We start from the raw sequence: 16,727 nt of genomic DNA, 5'->3' as shown, positions 1-16,727 counted from the left end.
TCATGAGTTCATCCGCAGCCGCCGCCGCCCCTGGGCTAGTCCTGGCGCGTGACGTGTCGAAGACCTTCGGATCGCGAAAGGCGCTGGACGGCGTCTCGATTTCCGTGGCCTCCGGCGAAATGGTCGCCCTGATCGGTCCGTCCGGTTCGGGCAAGTCCACCCTGCTCCGCTCCATCACCGGCCTGCAGTCGATCGACGCCGGCGCCGGCACCATCCAGGTGTTCGGCGAGACCGTGCAGAAGGACGGCCGGGTCACCGGCGCCGTGCGCAAGGCGCGCAGCAAGCTGGGCATGATCTTCCAGCAGTTCAATCTGGTCGGTCGCCTGAGCCTGTTCTCCAACGTCATGCTGGGCGCGCTGGGGCGTCTGCCGGGATGGAAGGGCCTGCTGGGCCTGTGGCCCCAGGCGGACAAGGACAAGGCCATGGCGGCCCTGCACCGCGTCGGCGTCAGCGACTACGCCGCCCAGCGCGCCAACACCCTGTCCGGCGGCCAGCAGCAGCGCGGCGCCATCGCCCGCGCCATCGTGCAGGGCGCCAAGGCCATCCTGGCCGACGAACCCGTCGCCTCGCTGGACCCGGTGTCCGCCCGCAAGGTGATGGAACTGCTGGTCGAGCTGAACAAGCGCGACGGCATGGGGGTGATCGTCACCCTGCACCAGGTCGACTACGCCATCCGCTACTGCGACCGCGTCATCGCCCTGCAAGGCGGCAAGATCGTCTATGACGGCCCGTCCACGGCGCTGGACCAAAAGCGCCTGATCGAAATCTACGGTCCCGAGTTCGAGGACGCGTTCTGGGAGACCAAGGCATGAGCCTGTCGCGAATTTCCCCTACTCGCCGCCTGTTCGCTGCGGCCGGCGCCGCCGTCATGATCCTGGGCCTGGCGGCCTGCGGCGGCGGCGAGGACAAGAAGGCTGCGGGCGGCGCCGCGAGCGAGATCACCTTCTCGATCCTGTCCGCCGAAGGCCAGGCCTCGGCCGGCCCTCTGTGGCAGCCGCTGCTGGACGACATGTCCAAGGCCATAGGCGTGCCGGTGAAGCCTTACTTCGGTTCGAACTACACCGTCCTGGTCGAGGCCATGCGCGGCAACCACACCCAGGTGGGCTGGTTCTCGGCCAAGCCTGAGGTCGAGGCCATCGACCGCGCCAAGGCCGAGGTCATCGCCCGCACCGTCAACCGCGAGGGTCTGGACAGCTATCAGTCCACGCTGATCGTCAAGAAGGGATCGGGCATCACGCTGGATCAGGTCATGGCGTGCGGCAAGAAATACAACTTCGGCATCGGCGACGCCCAGTCGACGTCGGGCACCCTGGCCCCGCTGACCTTCCTGTTCAATCCGCGCGGGGTGGTCCCCAGCCAGTGCTTCAAGACCGTGCGCTCGGCCAACCACCAGGCCAACGCCTTCGGCGTGGCGACCGGCGTGATCGACGTGGCCACCTCCAACAGCGTGAACACCATCTTCATGCGCAAGGAAAACCCGCAGCTGGCCGGCCAGATCGAGGAAATCTGGACCTCGCCGCCGATCCCCGAGAGCGGCATCGTGGTGCGCGAGGACCTGGATCCGGCGCTGAAGGAAAAGATCCGCAGCTTCTTCCTGACCTATGGCCAGGGCGAAGGCGCCGAGGCCGAGCGCCAGCGCAAGGTTCTGGCGGACCTGGAATATTCCCGCTTCACCGCCGCCGACGACAGCTATCTGGACCCGATCCGCGAGATGATCGCCGACCAGAAACTGGGCGAGGCCCGCGCCAAGGGCGACACGGCCGCCGCCGCCGCCGCCGAGCGCGAGCTTCAACGCCTGCGCAGCCTGCGTGAGGTCCGGCCTTGACCGCAGTCGCGTCTCCTGCCGTCGCGATTCCGGCGGCGCCCAAGAAGTCCGTCCTCGCCTGGGTCGCCGACGTCCTGGTGTGGGGCGGCGTCGCCGCCGTCCTGCTGTACAGCATCGACGCCGTCGACCTGGGCAACATCTCGCGCCTGTTCGCCGGCAACGACAGCACCCAGCTGTTCGTCCACGACCTGCTTCGTCCCGATTTCAGCGACTGGAAGATGTTCGTCGCCAAGATGTGGGAGACGGTGCAGATCGCCCTGTGGGGCACCTTCCTGGCCGTGATCCTGGGCATTCCGCTGGGTCTGGCGGCGGCGCGCAACATCGCGCCCGTCTGGGTCGTGACGCCCGTGCGCTGGATCATGAACCTGCTGCGTTCGGTGCCGGATCTGGTGATCGGCCTGCTGTTCGTCACCGCCGTGGGCCTGGGGCCTCTGGCGGGCGTCCTGGCCATCACCCTGAATACGGCCGGGGTTCTGGCCAAGCTATTCTCGGAAGCGGTCGAGTCGATCGACAAGGGTCCGGTCGAGGGCGTGCGCGCCACCGGCGCGGGCAAGCTGCACGAGATCGTCTGGGGCGTCCTGCCTCAGGTCGCGCCGCTGTGGACCTCGTTCGCCCTGTACCGTTTCGAATCCAACAGCCGGTCCGCGACCGTGCTGGGTCTGATCGGCGCGGGCGGCATCGGCCAGGTGCTGTTCGACAGCATGAACGCGTTCGATTTCCGCGCCGTCTCGGCCATCGTGATCGTCGTCGTGGTCGCCGTGACCCTGATCGACACCCTGTCGCAGGTGATGCGCCGCCGCCTGCTGTAGCGGCGGCGGTCCCCTTCGCGGGACTGTCATAATCCTCTGCTCTAAGCATCGCGAAATCGATGCTCAGGGAGAGCCTTGGATGATCCGCACACTGAAACTGGCGGCTTCGGCCGCCGCCCTTCTGGCCCTGGCGGCCTGTGGCGACAACGGCGGGGGCGGCTCCGCCTCGGGCGCGCGCTCCGGCATCTGGGCGGCCGGTTCGTCGACCGTCTTCCCCTTCGCCACGCGGGTCGCCGAGACCTTCGCGCGCGGTTCGGGCGGCGCGGCGCCGCGCGTCGAATCGCTGGGCACCGGCGGCGGCATCCAGGCCTTCTGCCAGGGCGTCGGCCCGACCACCCCGGACATCGCCAACGCCTCGCGTCAGATGAAGCAGTCCGAGTTCGACCTGTGCGCCAAGAACGGCGTCACCGACATCGTCGAGATCAAGATCGGCTTCGACGGCATCGTCATCGCCACGGCCCGTAACGGCAACGGCTTCAACTTCGAACTGAACGACCTGTACGAGGGCCTGGCCAAGGAAGTGCCGGGCGCTGACGGTCAGTTCGTCGCCAATCCGGCCAAGACCTGGGACCAGGTCAACGCCGGCCTGCCGAACCAGCGCATCCAGGTCTATGGCCCGCCGCCCACCTCGGGCACGCGCGACGCCTTCCTGGAGCTGGGCATGACGCCGGGCGCCAAACTGGTGCCGGCGGTCAAGGCGATCGAGGGCGACAAAGACCGGTTCGAAGCCATCGCCCACACCCTGCGCGAGGACGGCGCCTGGATCGATTCCGGCGAGAACGACAACGCCATCGTCCAGACCCTGACCCGCACGCCGGGCTCGCTGGGCGTGTTCGGCTATTCGTTCCTGGAGCAGAACCTGGATACGGTGAAGGCCGAGACCATCGACGGCGTCGCCCCGACCGCCGACACCATCGCCAGCGGCGAGTATCCGCTGTCGCGCAGCCTCTATATCTATGTGAAGAAGGCCCATATCGGCGTCATTCCGGGCCTGCAGCAGTTCGTGCAGGAGTTTCTGTCGGAGGGCGCCGCCGGCAAGGGCGGCTATCTGGCCGACCGCGGCCTGATCCCGCTGCCGGAAGACCAACTGCTGGCCCAGCGCGCGACCATCGCCGCCATGACGCCGATGGCCCGCCCCGCCAAATAAGGCGGAACCCGACCGCGTTCCGCCCCTTCTTTCACCGGTTCGCCCCGTTGAAGCGCGAAGCGCTTCAACTGAAGCGCACGAGGCCGTAGAAGGGGCGGGATAGCTGTCAGGATGATTTGATGACCACCACGCCCGCGCGCCTGCGCAAGGCCGTACTGCCCGTCGCGGGCCTCGGCACCCGGGTCCTGCCCGGAACCAAGACGACCCCCAAGGAACTGCTGAACGTCGTTGACCGGCCGATCCTGTCCTACATCGTCGAAGAGGCGCGCGAAGCCGGGATCGAGCACATCGTCTTCGTCACCGGCCGCTCCAAGGGCGCCATCGAGGACTATTTCGATCATCAGATCGAGCTGGAAGCCCAGCTTCAGGCCAAGGGCAAGACCGACATCCTGGAGATGATGAACGCCGAACTGGCCTCGGCCGGAGAGATGAGCTTCACCCGTCAGATGCAGCCCAAGGGCCTGGGCCACGCCGTCTGGTGCGCGCGCGACATCATCGGCCATGAGCCCTTCGCCGTCATCCTGCCCGATGTCATCGTGGATTCTCAGCCCGGCGCCCTGAAGCAGCTGGCTGAGGTCTACGCCGAAACCGGCGGCAACATCATCGGCGTGGAATCCGTCCCGGAAGATCAGACCCACAAGTACGGCATCGTCGATCCGGTCAGCCGAGACGGTTCGCGCATCGTCATGAAGGGCATGGTCGAAAAGCCCGCCGCCGGAACCGCGCCGTCCAACCTGTCGATCTCGGGCCGTTACATCCTGCAGCCGGAAATCTTCGACCTGTTGGCGACGCAGGAAAAGGGCGCGGGCGGCGAGATCCAGCTGACCGACGCCATGGCGCGACTGATGGCGGACCAGAGCTTCACCGCCGTCGAATACGAAGGAGTCACCCACGACTGCGGCGACAAGATCGGCCTGCTGCGCGCCAACGTCGCCCTGGCCCTGAAACGCCCCGACCTGGGCGATGCGGCGCGCGAGGCGATCGCGGGTCTGCTCTGACGCCAGGGAAGGCGGCGGGGGTTCCGGTTTACGCCCGCCCCTGCTAAACCTCCGCGCAAATCATCAGGAGACGAACCATGGCGACTTCCGAAGGCTGGGACATGCCGACCGGCGACCTCATGAAGGGCAAGAAGGGCCTGATCATGGGCGTGGCCAACTCCAGCTCCATCGCCTGGGGAATCGCCTCGCAGCTGGCCGCCCAGGGCGCCGAGCTGGCCTTCACCTATCTGGGCGACAGCCTGGAGCGTCGCGTGCGTCCGCTGGCGGAAAGCGTCGGCGCCAAGCTGCTGATCCCGGCCGACGTCACCGACGACGCCTCGATGGATGCGGCCTTCGCCGAGCTGGAAAAGACCTTCGGCACGATCGACTTCGTCGTCCATTCGGTGGCCTTCGCCAACAAGGATGAGTTGAAGGGCAGCTTCGTGGACAACACCACGCGCGACAGCTTCCTTCTGGCCATGAATATCTCGGCCTTCAGCTTCGTGGACGTGTCCAAGCGCGCCGCCAAGCTGATGCCGAACGGCGGCAGCCTGATCACCCTGACCTATCTGGGGTCCGAGCGGGTCATTCCGAACTACAACACCATGGGCGTGGCCAAGGCCGCGCTGGAAGCCGCGACCCGCTATATCGCGCGCGACCTGGGTCCCAAGAACATCCGCGTGAACGCCATCTCGGCCGGGGCCATGCGCACCCTGTCGCTGGCGGGCATCTCGGGCGGGCGCGGCCTGCACTCCAAGTCGGCGCAGTTCTCGCTGATCAAGGAAGAGACCTCGATGGAGGGCGTCGCGGGCGCGGCCCTGTGGCTGTGTTCGGACCTCGGCCGGTCGACCACGGGCGAAGTCGTCCACGTCGATGCCGGCTTCCACGCTGTGGGCCTGCCGGAAGACATCGAAGGCTGATTTAGGAGGGCTGGATCCCAGCCTTCCGCCATCTGAAGCGACGGTTTAAGGCCGGGGCATGACTGCTCCGGCCTTTTCCATGCGCGCCGTGCCCGCCTCGGCCTTTTCGTCCGCCGCGGTGGCGACGGTGATCGGGTTTGGCGGCACCGTGGCCCTGGTGGTGCAGGCGGGTCAGGCATTGGGCGCGGACGCGGGCCAGATCGGGTCGATGGTGACGGCCCTGTGCCCGGGCATCGGGGCGCCGGGCGTCTTGCTGAGCTGGCGGCTGAAGATCCCGGTGGTGCTGGCTTGGTCCACGCCGGGGGCGGCCCTGCTGGCGGCCTCGACGCTGGGCCTGTCCTGGCCGACGGCGATCGGCGCCTTCGTCTTCGCCGCCCTGCTGATGAGCCTGACCGGCCTGATCCCGGTGCTGGAGCGGCTGGCGGCGCGGATACCGGACGCCATCGCCTCGGCCATGCTGGCGGGGGTGCTGCTGCCCTTCGTGCTGAGACTGTTCAAGGTGGCGCCGGACGAGACGGCCTTGGTTGTCGGGCTGATCGCGGTGTTCCTGATCTTCAGACGGCTATGGCCGACCTGGGCCTTGCCCGCCGTGCTGGCGGGGGCCTTTGCGGTGCTGGCGATGCGGGGGCAGTTGGCCCTGCCGGCCGGGACCGGACTGTTCGGCCATCTGGAGCCGGTCGCGCCCGTCGTCGACTGGAAGGCGGCGGTCAGCCTGGGCTTTCCGCTGTTTCTGGTGACGCTGGCGGCCCAGAACCTGCCCGGACTGGTGGTGTTGCAGAGCGCCGGCTATCCGCCGCCCGCCAACCGACTGATCCTGTCGACCGGCGTCGCCAGCCTGCTGATCGCGCCATTTGGCGGGCATGGGGTCAATCTGGCGGCGATCACGGCGGCGATCTGCACAGGGCCGGACGCCCATTCCGATCCCGCCAGGCGCTGGATCGTGGGGGTGATCTATGGCGGTCTTTATCTGGTCGTGGCCCTGTTCGCCGCGCCGCTGGCCGGGCTGTTCATCGCCATGCCGCCGGCCGTGCTGGCGGCGGTGACGGGTTTGGCGCTGATCGCGCCGCTGACCGGCGCGCTGCAGACCATGATGACGGAGATCGGATCGCGCGAGGCGGCCGTGCTGACGTTTGCGGCGACGGCTTCGAGCCTGACCCTGTTCGGCGTCGGATCGGCCTTCTGGGGTCTGGTCGTGGGTTTCGCCGCTCTGGCCGCGATGCGCTGGATCAGACCGTCGGCCTGATCCAGCGGAGGGGGCTAGTCGCGCAGCGAGGCCGGGACTTGGCCGCCGTTGTCGGCCAGCTTCTTCCAGACGGCCTTGGACAGGGCGATGTTTTGTTCGGCCGAGCCGTGCTCGCCAGCGTGGACGTTCAGTTCCTCGGCCAGTTCCTTGCGGGCGGCCAGGCTGGAATCCAGGTCCAGCAGCTTCAGCAGATCGACGATCGAGGTGCGCCAGTTGCCGCCGCCGCCCTTGGACGCTGCCAGATCGCTGAGGACCGCCTCGACATCGACGGGCGGCAAGGCCGGCGCGGCGGTCGGGGCCGGCGCTGCGTTCGGCGCCGGGATTCCAGCCGTCGAGGCCGGCGGCGGAACTGTGGCCGCCTTCGGCTTGTGGCCCGTGATCTTGTTCCAGATCGAAGAGAAGATGCCCATCGGTCGCGCTCCTGTTGGTTGCGAGCAGACAACGCGACCGACGGGGCGAGGTTCAGATCAATCGCGCGCCGGGATGTTGAGGCCGCGCTGGACGGCGGGGCGGGCCAAGCCGCGCTCCAGCCAGGCGGCGACGCGCGGGAAGTCGGCGAAGCCTACGATCTCGCCCGCTTCGTAGAAGCCGATCAGGTTGCGGACCCAGCCCAGGGTGGCGACATCGGCGATGGAGTAGTCGCCGACGAGCCACTCGCGGTGCTCTCCCCCGTCATTGGCCAGCCGCGTCTCCAGCACGCCGAGCAGACGCCGGCTTTCGGCGACGTAGCGGTCGCGCGGACGCTTGTCCTCGTATTCTTTGCCCGCGAAGCGGTGGAAGAAGCCCAGCTGGCCGAACATCGGGCCGATCGCGCCCATCTGGAACATGACCCACTGGATCGTCTCGTAGCGGGTCGCCGGTTCGGCCGAGAGCAGTTTGCCGGTCTTTTCCGCCAGATAGATCAGGATGGCGCCGGATTCGAACAGGGCCAGCGGCTTTCCGTTAGGGCCGTTCGGATCGAGGATGGCGGGGATCTTGCCGTTGGGGTTCAGCGACAGAAACTCCGGCCCCCAGGTCTCGTTCTTGGTGATGTCGATCAGGTGCGGCTCATAGGCCAGGCCGACCTCTTCCAGCATTATCGAAACCTTCACCCCGTTTGGCGTCGGCAGGGAATACAGCTGGATGCGATCGGGATGCTGGGCCGGCCAGCGTTGCGTGATCGGGAAGGCGGACAGGTCGGTCATGGGTGCGGCCTCGGCTATTGCGATAGGCCTATGTCGGCGCCGTCCAGCCCATCCGCAACACCGACGGGAGCGGTGACGAAACTTCAGTCCGGCTCGCGCTCGCCCACCTCGGTCGGCGGAACGGCCATGAGCCAGCCGTCGGCCAGGTGCAGTTCCGGCGTCGCTTCCTTGGTGAAGGGCAGATACCAGGTCGGGCCGCCGGCGGCAGGTGCGATCTCCAGCATATCGTCGGCGCCGAAGTTCTGGACCGATTTCACCGTGCCCATGACGGCGCCCGCCGTGTCGCGGACCTGAACGCCCAAGAGGTCGGCGAGGTAGAACTCGTCCTCATCCGGCTCGGGGAACCGGTCGCGGGGGACGTGCAGCTTCAGGCCGCGCAGGGCGTCGGCCTGTTCCTTGGTCGTGATCTCCTTGGCCCGGCCGACGACGCCGTTCTTGTCGGGCCGCGTCGAAGTCAGGGTCAGGGCTACGGTCCCATCGGCGCGCAGCAGAGGGCCGTAGGCGGTCAGGGCCAGGGGATCGGCCGTGAAGGCGGTCACCCGCACCTCGCCCCGCACGCCGAAGCCGCCGCCGACCTGGCCGACGAGGATCAATCTGCTGTCCGTGGTCATGCGTGTTCTTAACCCATGAAAAAGGCGGCGTCGAAAGACGCCGCCCTGATCATCGTCAAACCGAAAGGCTTAGCCTTCGGCCTTTTCCTCGGTCGCTTCAGCAGCCGGGGCTTCCTCGGCGGCGGCGTCAGCGGCCGGAGCCTCTTCGGCAGACGCTTCTTCAGCAGCGGGAGCGTTCTTGGCGGCTTCGGCGGCGGCGGCGGCCTCTTCCTTGGCGCGGGCGGCGGCTTCAGCGGCCTCGACCTTGGCGGCGGCTTCGGCTTCCAGGCGGTCGGCTTCGCGCTGGGCGCGTTCGGCGGCGCGCTCTTGCGCCTTCTTGCCCGGAGCGCCCTTGTTCGGGTTGTTCGACTGCGTCCACTTGACCTTCTGGCCCAGGGTCTCGTCCTGCGACAGGAAGCGGGCGACGCGGTCGGTCGGCTGGGCGCCCTTGCCGAGCCATTCGGCGATGCGCTCGACCTTCAGGGCGACGCGCGGGGTGGCGCCGTCCTTGGGCAGCATCGGGTTGTAGCTGCCGACCTTCTCGATGAACTTGCCGTCGCGCGGCGAGTGCGAGTCGGCGATGACGATGTGGTAGTAGGGGCGCTTCTTGGCGCCGCCGCGGGCCAGACGAATCTTCAGCATTTCAGGTCTCTTTCTAGGAAGTCGTTATTTCTTGGGAGGGAAGCCCGGCAGGCCAGGAAGACCTCCCGGAAGTTGTCCGCCGCCCAGTCCGGCGAGCCGGTCCTGGATGGCTTTCAGATCGTCGGCGGAGGGTTCGGCCATCTTGCCGCTGCCCAGCGCCTTGAGGCGGGCCATGTCGGGGCCGCCGCCGCCCATTCCGGGCATGCCGCCGCCGCCAAGGCCGCCCAGCATGGCGGCCATCTGCTGCATCTTCTTGGGCCCGCCGCGCGCCATCGACTTGACCACATCGGCCATCTGGCGGTGCTGTTTCAGAACCCGGTTCACGTCCTGCACATCGACGCCGGCGCCGGCGGCGATCCGCTTCTTGCGCGAGGCGTTCAGCAGGTCGGGCTTCTTGCGCTCGGCCTTGGTCATCGAGGAGATGATCGCTTCCTGACGCAGGATCATGCGGTCGTCGATGCCGCTCTCGGCCATCTGACCCTTCATCTTGGCCACGCCGGGCAGCATTCCCATGATGCCCTGAAGCCCGCCCATCCGCTTCATCTGCTGAAGCTGGCCGGCCAGGTCATCCAGATCGAACTGACCCTTGGCCAGTTTGCGGGCCATCTTCTCGGCCTTGGCCTGGTCCAGATCCTGGCTGGCCTTTTCGACCAGGGCGACGATATCGCCCTGACCCAGGATGCGGCCGGCGACGCGACGGGCGTCGAACACGTCCAGCGCATCGACCTTTTCGCCGGCGCCCAGATATTTGATCGGCAGGCCGGTGACGGCGCGCATCGACAGCATGGCGCCGCCGCGACCGTCGCCGTCGGCGCGGGTCAAGACCAGGCCGGTCAGGGGCAGGCGCTCGTGGAAGGCCTTGGCGGTGCGCACCGCGTCCTGGCCGGTCAGGCTGTCGGCGACCAGCAGGGTCTCGACGGGCTTGGCGATGTCGGCGACCTCGGCCACCTCATTCATCAGCCCTTCGTCCAAGGTGATGCGGCCGGCGGTGTCGAGGATCAGGACGTCGAAGCCCTGAAGCTTGGCCGATTGCAGCGCCCGGCGCGTGATTTGAACCGCGCTCTCGCCCGCCACGATCGGCAGGGTGGCGACCTCGATCTGCTTGCCCAGGGTGGCCAGCTGTTCCATCGCGGCCGGACGGCGCGTGTCCAGCGAGGCCATCATGACCTTCTTGCGATCGAACTTGGTCAGGCGCAGCGCCAGCTTGGCCGAGGTCGTGGTCTTGCCCGAGCCCTGAAGGCCGGCCATCAGCACCACAGCGGGCGGATTGGCGTTGGTGTTCAGCGGGACCGGCTCTTCACCGCCCAGCATCTCGATCAGGCCGTCATAGACGATCTTGACCACTTGATCGGCCGGCTTGACCGAACGGATGACCTCTTCGCCCGTCGCGCGCTCGGTGGCGAAGGCGATGAATTCCTTGACGACCGGAAGGGCGACGTCGGCCTCGAGCAGGGCCACGCGCACTTCGCGCATCGCCTCGGCGACATCCTTTTCGGACAGGGCGCCGCGCCCGGTGATCCGGTCGAAGACGCCTGTCAGCCGCTCGTTCAGAGCCTCGAACATTCACTACCTCGTGTGGCGCAGGTGAAACGGCTCCATACGACAACGGCCCCCGGCGACGATCACGTCGGCGGAGGGTTCTCGCCGGGCTCGTCTCATCGAAATGAGGGTCGTCCCGGTGGAGACGCAGGTTCACTTGCGTCGGAAGCGGCGGCTTATGGCGGAAAAACCTTACAAAGGCAACCGGAGCGATCCGGTCACGCTATAAGAGCCAATATCGGCGCAGGGATTTAGCGGATTGTCATCATCGTGCTAAGAGCCGCGCCCTTTATAGGGGCGGCGCTGTCGCCAGGGTTTCAGACTTCGGGAGAAGCACAGATGAGCAAGGTGCTGGTTATCGGCGCAGGCGGCGTCAGTTCGGTGGCCGTCCACAAGATGGCGATGAACGCGGACATCTTCTCGCATATCACCCTGGCGAGCCGGACCAAGTCCAAGTGCGACGCGATCGCCCAGTCCGTGAAGTCGCGCTTCGGCGTCGACATCGACACGGCCGCCATCGACGCCGACGACGTGGCGGCGACCACGGCGCTGATCCAGAAGGTGCAGCCCGAACTGGTCGTGAACCTGGCCCTGCCCTATCAGGACCTGTCGATCATGGACGCTTGCCTGGCGGCCGGCGTCGACTATCTGGACACCGCCAACTACGAGCCGCGCGACGAGGCCAAGTTCGAATACAAGTGGCAGTGGGCCTATCAGGATCGTTTCAAGAACGCCGGCCTGATGGCGCTGCTGGGTTCGGGCTTCGACCCCGGCGTGACCTCGGTGTTCACCACCTACATCAAGAAGCATCTGCTGGATTCCATCGAGACGCTGGACATCCTGGACTGCAACGGCGGCGACACCGGCCTGCCCTTCGCGACCAACTTCAACCCCGAGATCAACCTGCGCGAAGTGACCGCCAACTCGCGTCATTGGGAGAACGGCCAGTGGGTCGAAGGCCCGGCGCTGAGCCACAAACAGACCTTCGACTTCGAAGGCGTGGGTCCGAAGAACATGTACCTCATGTACCATGAGGAGCTGGAATCGCTGGCGAAGTTCTATCCCGAGATCAAGCGCATCCGCTTCTGGATGACGTTCGGCGACAGCTATCTGAAGCACCTCGAAGTGCTGGAAAACATCGGCATGACCTCGATCGAGCCGATGCAATTCCAGGGCCGCGAGATCATTCCGATCGAGTTCCTGAAGGCCCTGCTGCCCGAGCCGGCCTCGCTGGGTCCGATCACCAAGGGCAAGACCAACATCGGCGTCATCGCCACCGGCCTGAAGGACGGGGTCAAGAAGACGGTCTACGTCAACAACATCTGCGACCACGAAGAGGCCTTTGCCGAGACCGGCAACCAGGCCGTCAGCTACACCACCGGCGTGCCGGCCATGATCGGCGCGGCCCTGATGGTGACCGGCCAGTGGAAGGGCGACGGCGTGTTCAACATGGAGCAGCTGGACCCCGATCCCTTCATGGACATGCTGAACAAGCACGGCCTGCCGTGGAAGGTTCAGGACCTGGACGCCCCTCTGGACTTCTGATCGGACCGACTGAATGCAGACCCAGGCCGGCGATCCGGGCGCCTTTGCGCATTTCGACCTGAACCGCGTCGCCTCGCCCGCCTTCGTGGTGGACGAGGCGGCCATCCGTCGCAATCTGTCCGTGCTGAAGGGCGTGCGCGACGGGGCGGAGGCGCGCGTGCTTCTGGCGCTGAAGGCGTTTTCGATGTGGTCGCTGGCCGATGTGGTCGGCGAATACCTCGACGGAGTCTGCGCCTCGGGCCTGTGGGAGGCGCGGCTGGCGCGCGAGTTCTACAAGGGCGAGCTGACCACCTATTCGCCGGCCTATACGGCGCAGGACCTGCCCGAGATCCTGCGTCTGTCGGATCACGTCATCTTCAACAACCCGGCCCAGATCGCCCGTTTCGCCGATCTGATCGCAAAGGCGCGTGCTGAAGGGCAGGTGTTCGAGATCGGCCTGCGGCTGAACCCCGAACATTCCGAAGGCGAGGTCGCCAAATACGACCCGGCCCAGCCCTGTTCGCGCCTGGGCTTTCCGGTGTCGCAACTGACGGCCGACCATCTGGTCGGCGTCGATGGTCTGCATATCCATGCGCTGTGCGAGCAGGACTTCCAGCCGCTGTCGCGCATCTGGGCGGCGGTGGAGCCCAAGCTGGCGCCGCTGCTGGGCGGGATCAAATGGTTGAACCTGGGCGGGGGGCACCACATCACCCGCGCCGACTATCAGACCGACGATCTGATCGCCTTCGTGCGCGATCTGCAGGCCCGGCATGGGGTTCAGGTCTATCTGGAGCCGGGCGAGGCGGTGGCGCTGGACGCCGGCATCCTGATCGGCGAGGTGCTGGACGTGTTCGACAACGGCATGCCCATCGGCATCACCGACATTTCCGCCACCTGCCACATGCCCGATGTAATCGAGGCGCCCTATCGCCCCGCGCTGCTGAAGGAGCCTGAGCATGGGGTGACGGTGCGGCTGGGCGGGCCGTCGTGCCTGGCCGGGGACATCATCGGCGACTACGTCTTCGCCGAGCGGCCGACGCCCGGAACGCGGATCGCGTTTCTGGACCAGGCCCACTATTCGATGGTGAAGACCAACACCTTCAACGGCGTGCCGCTGCCGTCCATCGTGCTGTGGAACTCCCAGACGGATGCGCTGAGAACGGTGCGTGACTTCGACTATTCGGCCTTCCGCGACCGATTGTCCTGATCGCAACGAAAAGGGCGGCTCGCGCCGCCCTTCCCTGACCTATTCGTCTTTCGGTTCGTCCGCCGTCGATTCGGCGTCGGGCTTGGGCGTCGAGCCCGGTTCGGTGACGACGATGCCTTCGGGCGGGGGCGGCAGTTTCGACAGGTCGCCGCCGGCGCGCAGGACATCCAGCGCGCGCTGAAGCTGATAGTCCTTTTCCTTGTCGAACTTGTCGCCCGGAGCTTCGCGCGGGGTGTGCGGACCCTTGCGCTCGGCGCCGATGGAGGCGTCCAGGGCCGTGGCGTAGGCGGCCTCGGAATAGATGAAGCTGGAGCGCGAGACGATGCGGGCCTCTGCCTCCGAACGCGCAACTTCCAGGTCCGGCTCGATGCCGATCTTCTGGATCGAGGCGCCCGAGGGGGTGTAGTAGCGCGCGGTCGTGATCGACAGGGCGCCGTCCTGACCCTGACGCAGCGGGATCACAGTCTGGACCGAACCCTTGCCGAAACTGGTCAGGCCCACGATGGTCGCGCGCTGGTGATCCTTCAGGGCGCCGGCGACGATTTCCGACGCCGAGGCCGAGCCGTAGTTGACCAGAACGACCAGCGGCAGGCCGCCGGTCACGTCGCCGGGCTTGGCGGAATAGCGCTGGATCTGCTCGGGCTTCCTGCCCCGCTGGCTGACGATCTCGCCGCGTTCCAGGAAGGCGTCGGAGACGTCGATGGCGGCGTTCAGCAGGCCGCCGCCGTTGTTGCGCAGGTCCAGGACATAGCCCTTCACGCCCGGCTTCTCGGCCTTGATCTTGGCGATGGCCTCGTTCAGCTCGCGGCCGGTGTTTTCGTTGAAGGTCGAGACGCGAAGATAGCCGAAGTCGCCTTCGACCCGACCGGTGACCGACTGAACCTTGATGACCTCGCGGGTCAGGGTCACTTCCAGCGGGTCTGAACCGTCGCGCAGGAAGGTCACCTTGACGCTGGTGCCCACGGCGCCGCGCAGCTTTTCGGACACCTGGCTGACCGTCAGGCCCGCCGCGTTCTGCCCCTCGATGGAGGAGATCACGTCGCCCGCCTGGACCCCGGCCTTGGCGGCGGGGCTGTCGTCCATCGGCGAGATGACCTTCACCATGCCGCCGTCGGCGCTGATGGTCAGGCCGACGCCCGAATATTGACCCTCGGTGCGCTCGCGCAGATCGTCATAGTTGGAGGGCGGAAGATAGTTGGAGTGCGGGTCCAGCGCCGTCATCATGCCGGCCAGCGCGGTCTCGATCAGCTTCTTGTTGTCGACCGGGACGACATAGGCCTGCTCGACGATGCCGACCACGTCGCCGAACAGCTCCAGCATGCGGAAGGTTTCGTTTCGCGGGGTCTGGCTGCTGACAGCCGCGGCGGATCCGCCGAGCACCAGAGCGGCGCAGCCGACGAGGAGCAGTTTACGCATTCGGTCTCTTTCGGTCGGGCCGATCACTGTGGGCGCCCGTAGGAAGGTTAAGGCCCCGTCCTCACGACCAAATCGTGGCGACGCGGCGTCCCGCCGATAAAATCAGCGTCAGACGAGAATGCAAAGGACTATTGCGGGTTCACCGCAACCACGGTCCCGGATCGATCGGCCGTTCGTCGCGGCGCAGTTCGAAATAGACGTCGCCGTCCGGGCCGCTGCGCCCCAGGGTCTGGCCGTCCGAGACCCGGGCGTCGGGGCCGACCTCGACGCTTTCCAAGCCGGCGATGACGGCGCGCCAGCCGGGCCCGAGGTCCAGCACTACCACATTGCCCCACCCCGTCAGCGGCCCGGCGTAGGCGACCTTGGCGTCGGCGGGGGCGGTGACGGCCGCGCGGTCGGCCCGCCAGCGCCAGCCGGAGGTTCCGGCGCCCCAGGTCTGGCTGGGCGCGCCGGCGACGGGCGAACTGAGGCGGCCGCGTCCGGCCGGAAGGCGAGCGGTCGGCGTCTCTTCGGCCTGGGGGATCGGGACCGCGCCGCCCAGTTCGCGGATGCGACGCTCCAGCACGGCCGCAGCGCGTTCGGCGGCGCGGGCCTCGGCGTTCAGGACGGCGGTCAGGGCGGTCTTGCGCGCCGTCAGCCCCTCGATCTCGCCGCGCCGGTCGCCCTGCTCGCTCTCGGTCGTCAGCAGTCGCTCCGAGGACAGGACGGCGAGCCGGCGGATGCGCATTATCTCGGCCTGACGGGCGGCCAGCACCTTGGCGCGGCCTTCCAGATCCGGCGTCATGGCCCTGAGCAGGATGGAGGCGCGCACGGTGTCGATGGCCTTGTCGGCGGGCACCAGCAGGGGCGGCGGCGGCCGGCGGCTCATCATCTGCAGCGCGCTGAGCAGACGGCCCTGGGCGCCGCGCTCACGCGCCAGGTCCGTGACCAGTTCGGCCTCACGCTCGGTCAGTTGCTGGAGGCGGGCGCGCTGATCGTCGATCTGACGGTCGCCGGTCTGTTCGTCGGCGCGCAGCGAGGCCAGGCGGCGCTCCAACTGAGCCAGTTCGGTCTTGGCGGCGTCGGCGTCGGCGCGCAGACGGCGGGCGCGAACCGTTTCGTCGCGGTATTCGGCCTGGATGCGCGAGAGTTCGCTCTCGGGCGCCTGCCCACCAAAGCTTGGGCGGCTCATCGCCGGGGCGGCGCAGACGAAACCCGTCAGCAGGGCCAGCGATAAGGGTATGGCGCGACGCATGTCAGTCGCGATGATAGGGCGATCCGGCCAGGATGGTCACGGCCCGATACAGCTGTTCGGCCAGCATGGCGCGCGCCAGGGCGTGGGGCCAGGTCTGTGGACCGAAGGCCAGGGTCGAAGACGCGGCTTCGCGCACGCTGGCGTCCAGCCCATCCGCCCCGCCGATGGCGAAAACCAGACGGCGCTCGCCCTGATCCCGCAATTTGGCGATGTGGTCGGCGAAGGCGCGCGAGGAATAGGTCTTGCCGCGCTCGTCGCAGGCGATCAGGTGCGCGCCCTCTGCGGCAGCCAAGATCAGCTCAGCCTCCGGCGCCTTGCCGGGTCTGCGGGCTTCCAGATCGATCAGTTCGAGGGGACCGAGGCCAAGCGCGCGTCCCGACAGGGTGGCGCGCTTGGCGTAGTCGTCGGCGAGCGTCGCTTCAGGCCCCCGGCCCGGTCGGCCGATGGCGACGATGCTCAGCTTCATCTTG

At 67.3% G+C, this 16,727-nt stretch carries 17 protein-coding genes; 9 read left to right on the top strand and 8 right to left on the bottom strand.

All coding sequences use genetic code 11. The features are described from left to right. Positions 1–2: 2 nt before the first annotated feature. The 7 genes from phnC (at position 3) to Q9R14_RS14490 (ending at position 6,921) form a co-directional block, all read left to right on the top strand. Positions 3–812, top strand: coding sequence for a phosphonate ABC transporter ATP-binding protein (gene phnC / locus Q9R14_RS14520; RefSeq protein WP_017506638.1), 810 nt, complete (start codon positions 3–5; stop codon positions 810–812). Further along, positions 809–1,825, top strand: coding sequence for a phosphate/phosphite/phosphonate ABC transporter substrate-binding protein (phnD, locus tag Q9R14_RS14515; protein ID WP_039245970.1), 1,017 nt, complete (start codon positions 809–811; stop codon positions 1,823–1,825). The genes phnC and phnD overlap by 4 nt, the downstream gene beginning before the upstream one ends. Further along, on the top strand, positions 1,822–2,634 hold the full coding sequence (gene phnE, locus Q9R14_RS14510) for a phosphonate ABC transporter, permease protein PhnE (protein WP_185224399.1): 813 nt from the start codon (positions 1,822–1,824) through the stop codon (positions 2,632–2,634). The genes phnD and phnE overlap by 4 nt, the downstream gene beginning before the upstream one ends. A 79-nt stretch (positions 2,635–2,713) precedes the next feature. Beyond that, positions 2,714–3,781 carry a substrate-binding domain-containing protein gene (locus tag Q9R14_RS14505; protein ID WP_265149916.1) on the top strand — a complete coding sequence of 356 codons (1,068 nt, stop codon included), beginning with the start codon at positions 2,714–2,716 and terminating at the stop codon, positions 3,779–3,781. 119 nt (positions 3,782–3,900) lie between these two features. Next, complete coding sequence (galU, locus tag Q9R14_RS14500) at positions 3,901–4,779, top strand: UTP--glucose-1-phosphate uridylyltransferase GalU (RefSeq protein ID WP_265149917.1); 879 nt, start codon at positions 3,901–3,903, stop codon at positions 4,777–4,779. Between the two features lie 101 nt (positions 4,780–4,880). Further along, a complete protein-coding gene (locus tag Q9R14_RS14495) occupies positions 4,881–5,678 on the top strand; it encodes an enoyl-ACP reductase (RefSeq protein WP_184279748.1) in 798 nt (265 codons plus the stop codon). 58 nt (positions 5,679–5,736) lie between these two features. Then, entirely contained in the window at positions 5,737–6,921 is a 1,185-nt protein-coding gene (locus Q9R14_RS14490; RefSeq protein ID WP_306002840.1) for a benzoate/H(+) symporter BenE family transporter, read from the top strand. Positions 6,922–6,935: 14 nt separating this feature from the next. On the opposite strand, the gene Q9R14_RS14485 is transcribed toward Q9R14_RS14490, so the two are convergent. The 5 genes from Q9R14_RS14485 to ffh all read right to left on the bottom strand — a co-directional run bounded on the left by Q9R14_RS14485 (position 6,936) and on the right by ffh (position 10,900). Continuing rightward, entirely contained in the window at positions 6,936–7,331 is a 396-nt protein-coding gene (locus Q9R14_RS14485) for a DUF3597 domain-containing protein (RefSeq protein WP_265149918.1), read from the bottom strand. 57 nt (positions 7,332–7,388) lie between these two features. After that, positions 7,389–8,105, bottom strand: coding sequence for a glutathione S-transferase N-terminal domain-containing protein (locus tag Q9R14_RS14480; RefSeq protein ID WP_265149919.1), 717 nt, complete (start codon positions 8,103–8,105; stop codon positions 7,389–7,391). An 83-nt stretch (positions 8,106–8,188) separates the two neighbouring features. Next, positions 8,189–8,716, bottom strand: a complete 528-nt coding sequence (gene rimM, locus Q9R14_RS14475) for a ribosome maturation factor RimM (RefSeq protein WP_137720281.1) — start codon at positions 8,714–8,716, stop codon at positions 8,189–8,191. A 69-nt stretch (positions 8,717–8,785) separates the two neighbouring features. After that, entirely contained in the window at positions 8,786–9,337 is a 552-nt protein-coding gene (gene rpsP / locus Q9R14_RS14470) for a 30S ribosomal protein S16 (RefSeq protein ID WP_265149921.1), read from the bottom strand. Between the two features lie 24 nt (positions 9,338–9,361). Continuing rightward, the gene (gene ffh, locus Q9R14_RS14465) at positions 9,362–10,900 is read right to left on the bottom strand and encodes a signal recognition particle protein (protein ID WP_265149922.1); all 1,539 of its coding nucleotides are present in this window, start codon (positions 10,898–10,900) and stop codon (positions 9,362–9,364) included. Positions 10,901–11,215: 315 nt separating this feature from the next. On the opposite strand from ffh, the gene Q9R14_RS14460 reads away from it, so the two are divergent. Next, on the top strand, positions 11,216–12,421 hold the full coding sequence (locus Q9R14_RS14460) for a saccharopine dehydrogenase family protein (protein ID WP_265149924.1): 1,206 nt from the start codon (positions 11,216–11,218) through the stop codon (positions 12,419–12,421). A gap of 13 nt (positions 12,422–12,434) precedes the next feature. Next, on the top strand, positions 12,435–13,607 hold the full coding sequence (locus Q9R14_RS14455) for a carboxynorspermidine decarboxylase (protein ID WP_265149926.1): 1,173 nt from the start codon (positions 12,435–12,437) through the stop codon (positions 13,605–13,607). A gap of 39 nt (positions 13,608–13,646) precedes the next feature. On the opposite strand, the gene Q9R14_RS14450 is transcribed toward Q9R14_RS14455, so the two are convergent. The 3 genes from Q9R14_RS14450 to rlmH form a co-directional block, all read right to left on the bottom strand. After that, the gene (locus Q9R14_RS14450) at positions 13,647–15,023 is read right to left on the bottom strand and encodes a S41 family peptidase (protein WP_265149927.1); all 1,377 of its coding nucleotides are present in this window, start codon (positions 15,021–15,023) and stop codon (positions 13,647–13,649) included. 139 nt (positions 15,024–15,162) lie between these two features. Continuing rightward, positions 15,163–16,257: a murein hydrolase activator EnvC gene (locus Q9R14_RS14445; protein WP_265149928.1), complete on the bottom strand. Its 1,095-nt coding sequence runs from the start codon at positions 16,255–16,257 to the stop codon at positions 15,163–15,165. A 1-nt stretch (position 16,258) separates the two neighbouring features. Then, positions 16,259–16,723, bottom strand: coding sequence for a 23S rRNA (pseudouridine(1915)-N(3))-methyltransferase RlmH (gene rlmH / locus Q9R14_RS14440; RefSeq protein ID WP_066554030.1), 465 nt, complete (start codon positions 16,721–16,723; stop codon positions 16,259–16,261). Positions 16,724–16,727 lie beyond the last annotated feature (4 nt).

This window comes from Brevundimonas sp. C43, assembly GCF_030732185.1.
Lineage (GTDB): Bacteria > Pseudomonadota > Alphaproteobacteria > Caulobacterales > Caulobacteraceae > Brevundimonas > Brevundimonas diminuta_C.
The sequence above is the reverse complement of the archived record's forward strand: the minus strand, read 5'-3'. Positions and strand labels throughout refer to the sequence as shown.

Coding starts and splice junctions, on each gene's coding strand:
- Q9R14_RS14460 (WP_265149924.1), top strand. CDS start 11,216: ATGAGCAAGGTGCTGGTTATCGGCGCAGGCGGCGTCAGTTCGGTGGCC.
- rimM (WP_137720281.1), bottom strand. CDS start 8,716: ATGACCACGGACAGCAGATTGATCCTCGTCGGCCAGGTCGGCGGCGGC.
- rlmH (WP_066554030.1), bottom strand. CDS start 16,723: ATGAAGCTGAGCATCGTCGCCATCGGCCGACCGGGCCGGGGGCCTGAA.
- phnD (WP_039245970.1), top strand. CDS start 809: ATGAGCCTGTCGCGAATTTCCCCTACTCGCCGCCTGTTCGCTGCGGCC.
- Q9R14_RS14485 (WP_265149918.1), bottom strand. CDS start 7,331: ATGGGCATCTTCTCTTCGATCTGGAACAAGATCACGGGCCACAAGCCG.
- Q9R14_RS14450 (WP_265149927.1), bottom strand. CDS start 15,023: ATGCGTAAACTGCTCCTCGTCGGCTGCGCCGCTCTGGTGCTCGGCGGA.
- galU (WP_265149917.1), top strand. CDS start 3,901: ATGACCACCACGCCCGCGCGCCTGCGCAAGGCCGTACTGCCCGTCGCG.
- ffh (WP_265149922.1), bottom strand. CDS start 10,900: ATGTTCGAGGCTCTGAACGAGCGGCTGACAGGCGTCTTCGACCGGATC.
- phnC (WP_017506638.1), top strand. CDS start 3: ATGAGTTCATCCGCAGCCGCCGCCGCCCCTGGGCTAGTCCTGGCGCGT.
- Q9R14_RS14445 (WP_265149928.1), bottom strand. CDS start 16,257: ATGCGTCGCGCCATACCCTTATCGCTGGCCCTGCTGACGGGTTTCGTC.
- Q9R14_RS14505 (WP_265149916.1), top strand. CDS start 2,714: ATGATCCGCACACTGAAACTGGCGGCTTCGGCCGCCGCCCTTCTGGCC.
- Q9R14_RS14495 (WP_184279748.1), top strand. CDS start 4,881: ATGCCGACCGGCGACCTCATGAAGGGCAAGAAGGGCCTGATCATGGGC.
- Q9R14_RS14490 (WP_306002840.1), top strand. CDS start 5,737: ATGACTGCTCCGGCCTTTTCCATGCGCGCCGTGCCCGCCTCGGCCTTT.
- Q9R14_RS14455 (WP_265149926.1), top strand. CDS start 12,435: ATGCAGACCCAGGCCGGCGATCCGGGCGCCTTTGCGCATTTCGACCTG.
- Q9R14_RS14480 (WP_265149919.1), bottom strand. CDS start 8,105: ATGACCGACCTGTCCGCCTTCCCGATCACGCAACGCTGGCCGGCCCAG.
- rpsP (WP_265149921.1), bottom strand. CDS start 9,337: ATGCTGAAGATTCGTCTGGCCCGCGGCGGCGCCAAGAAGCGCCCCTAC.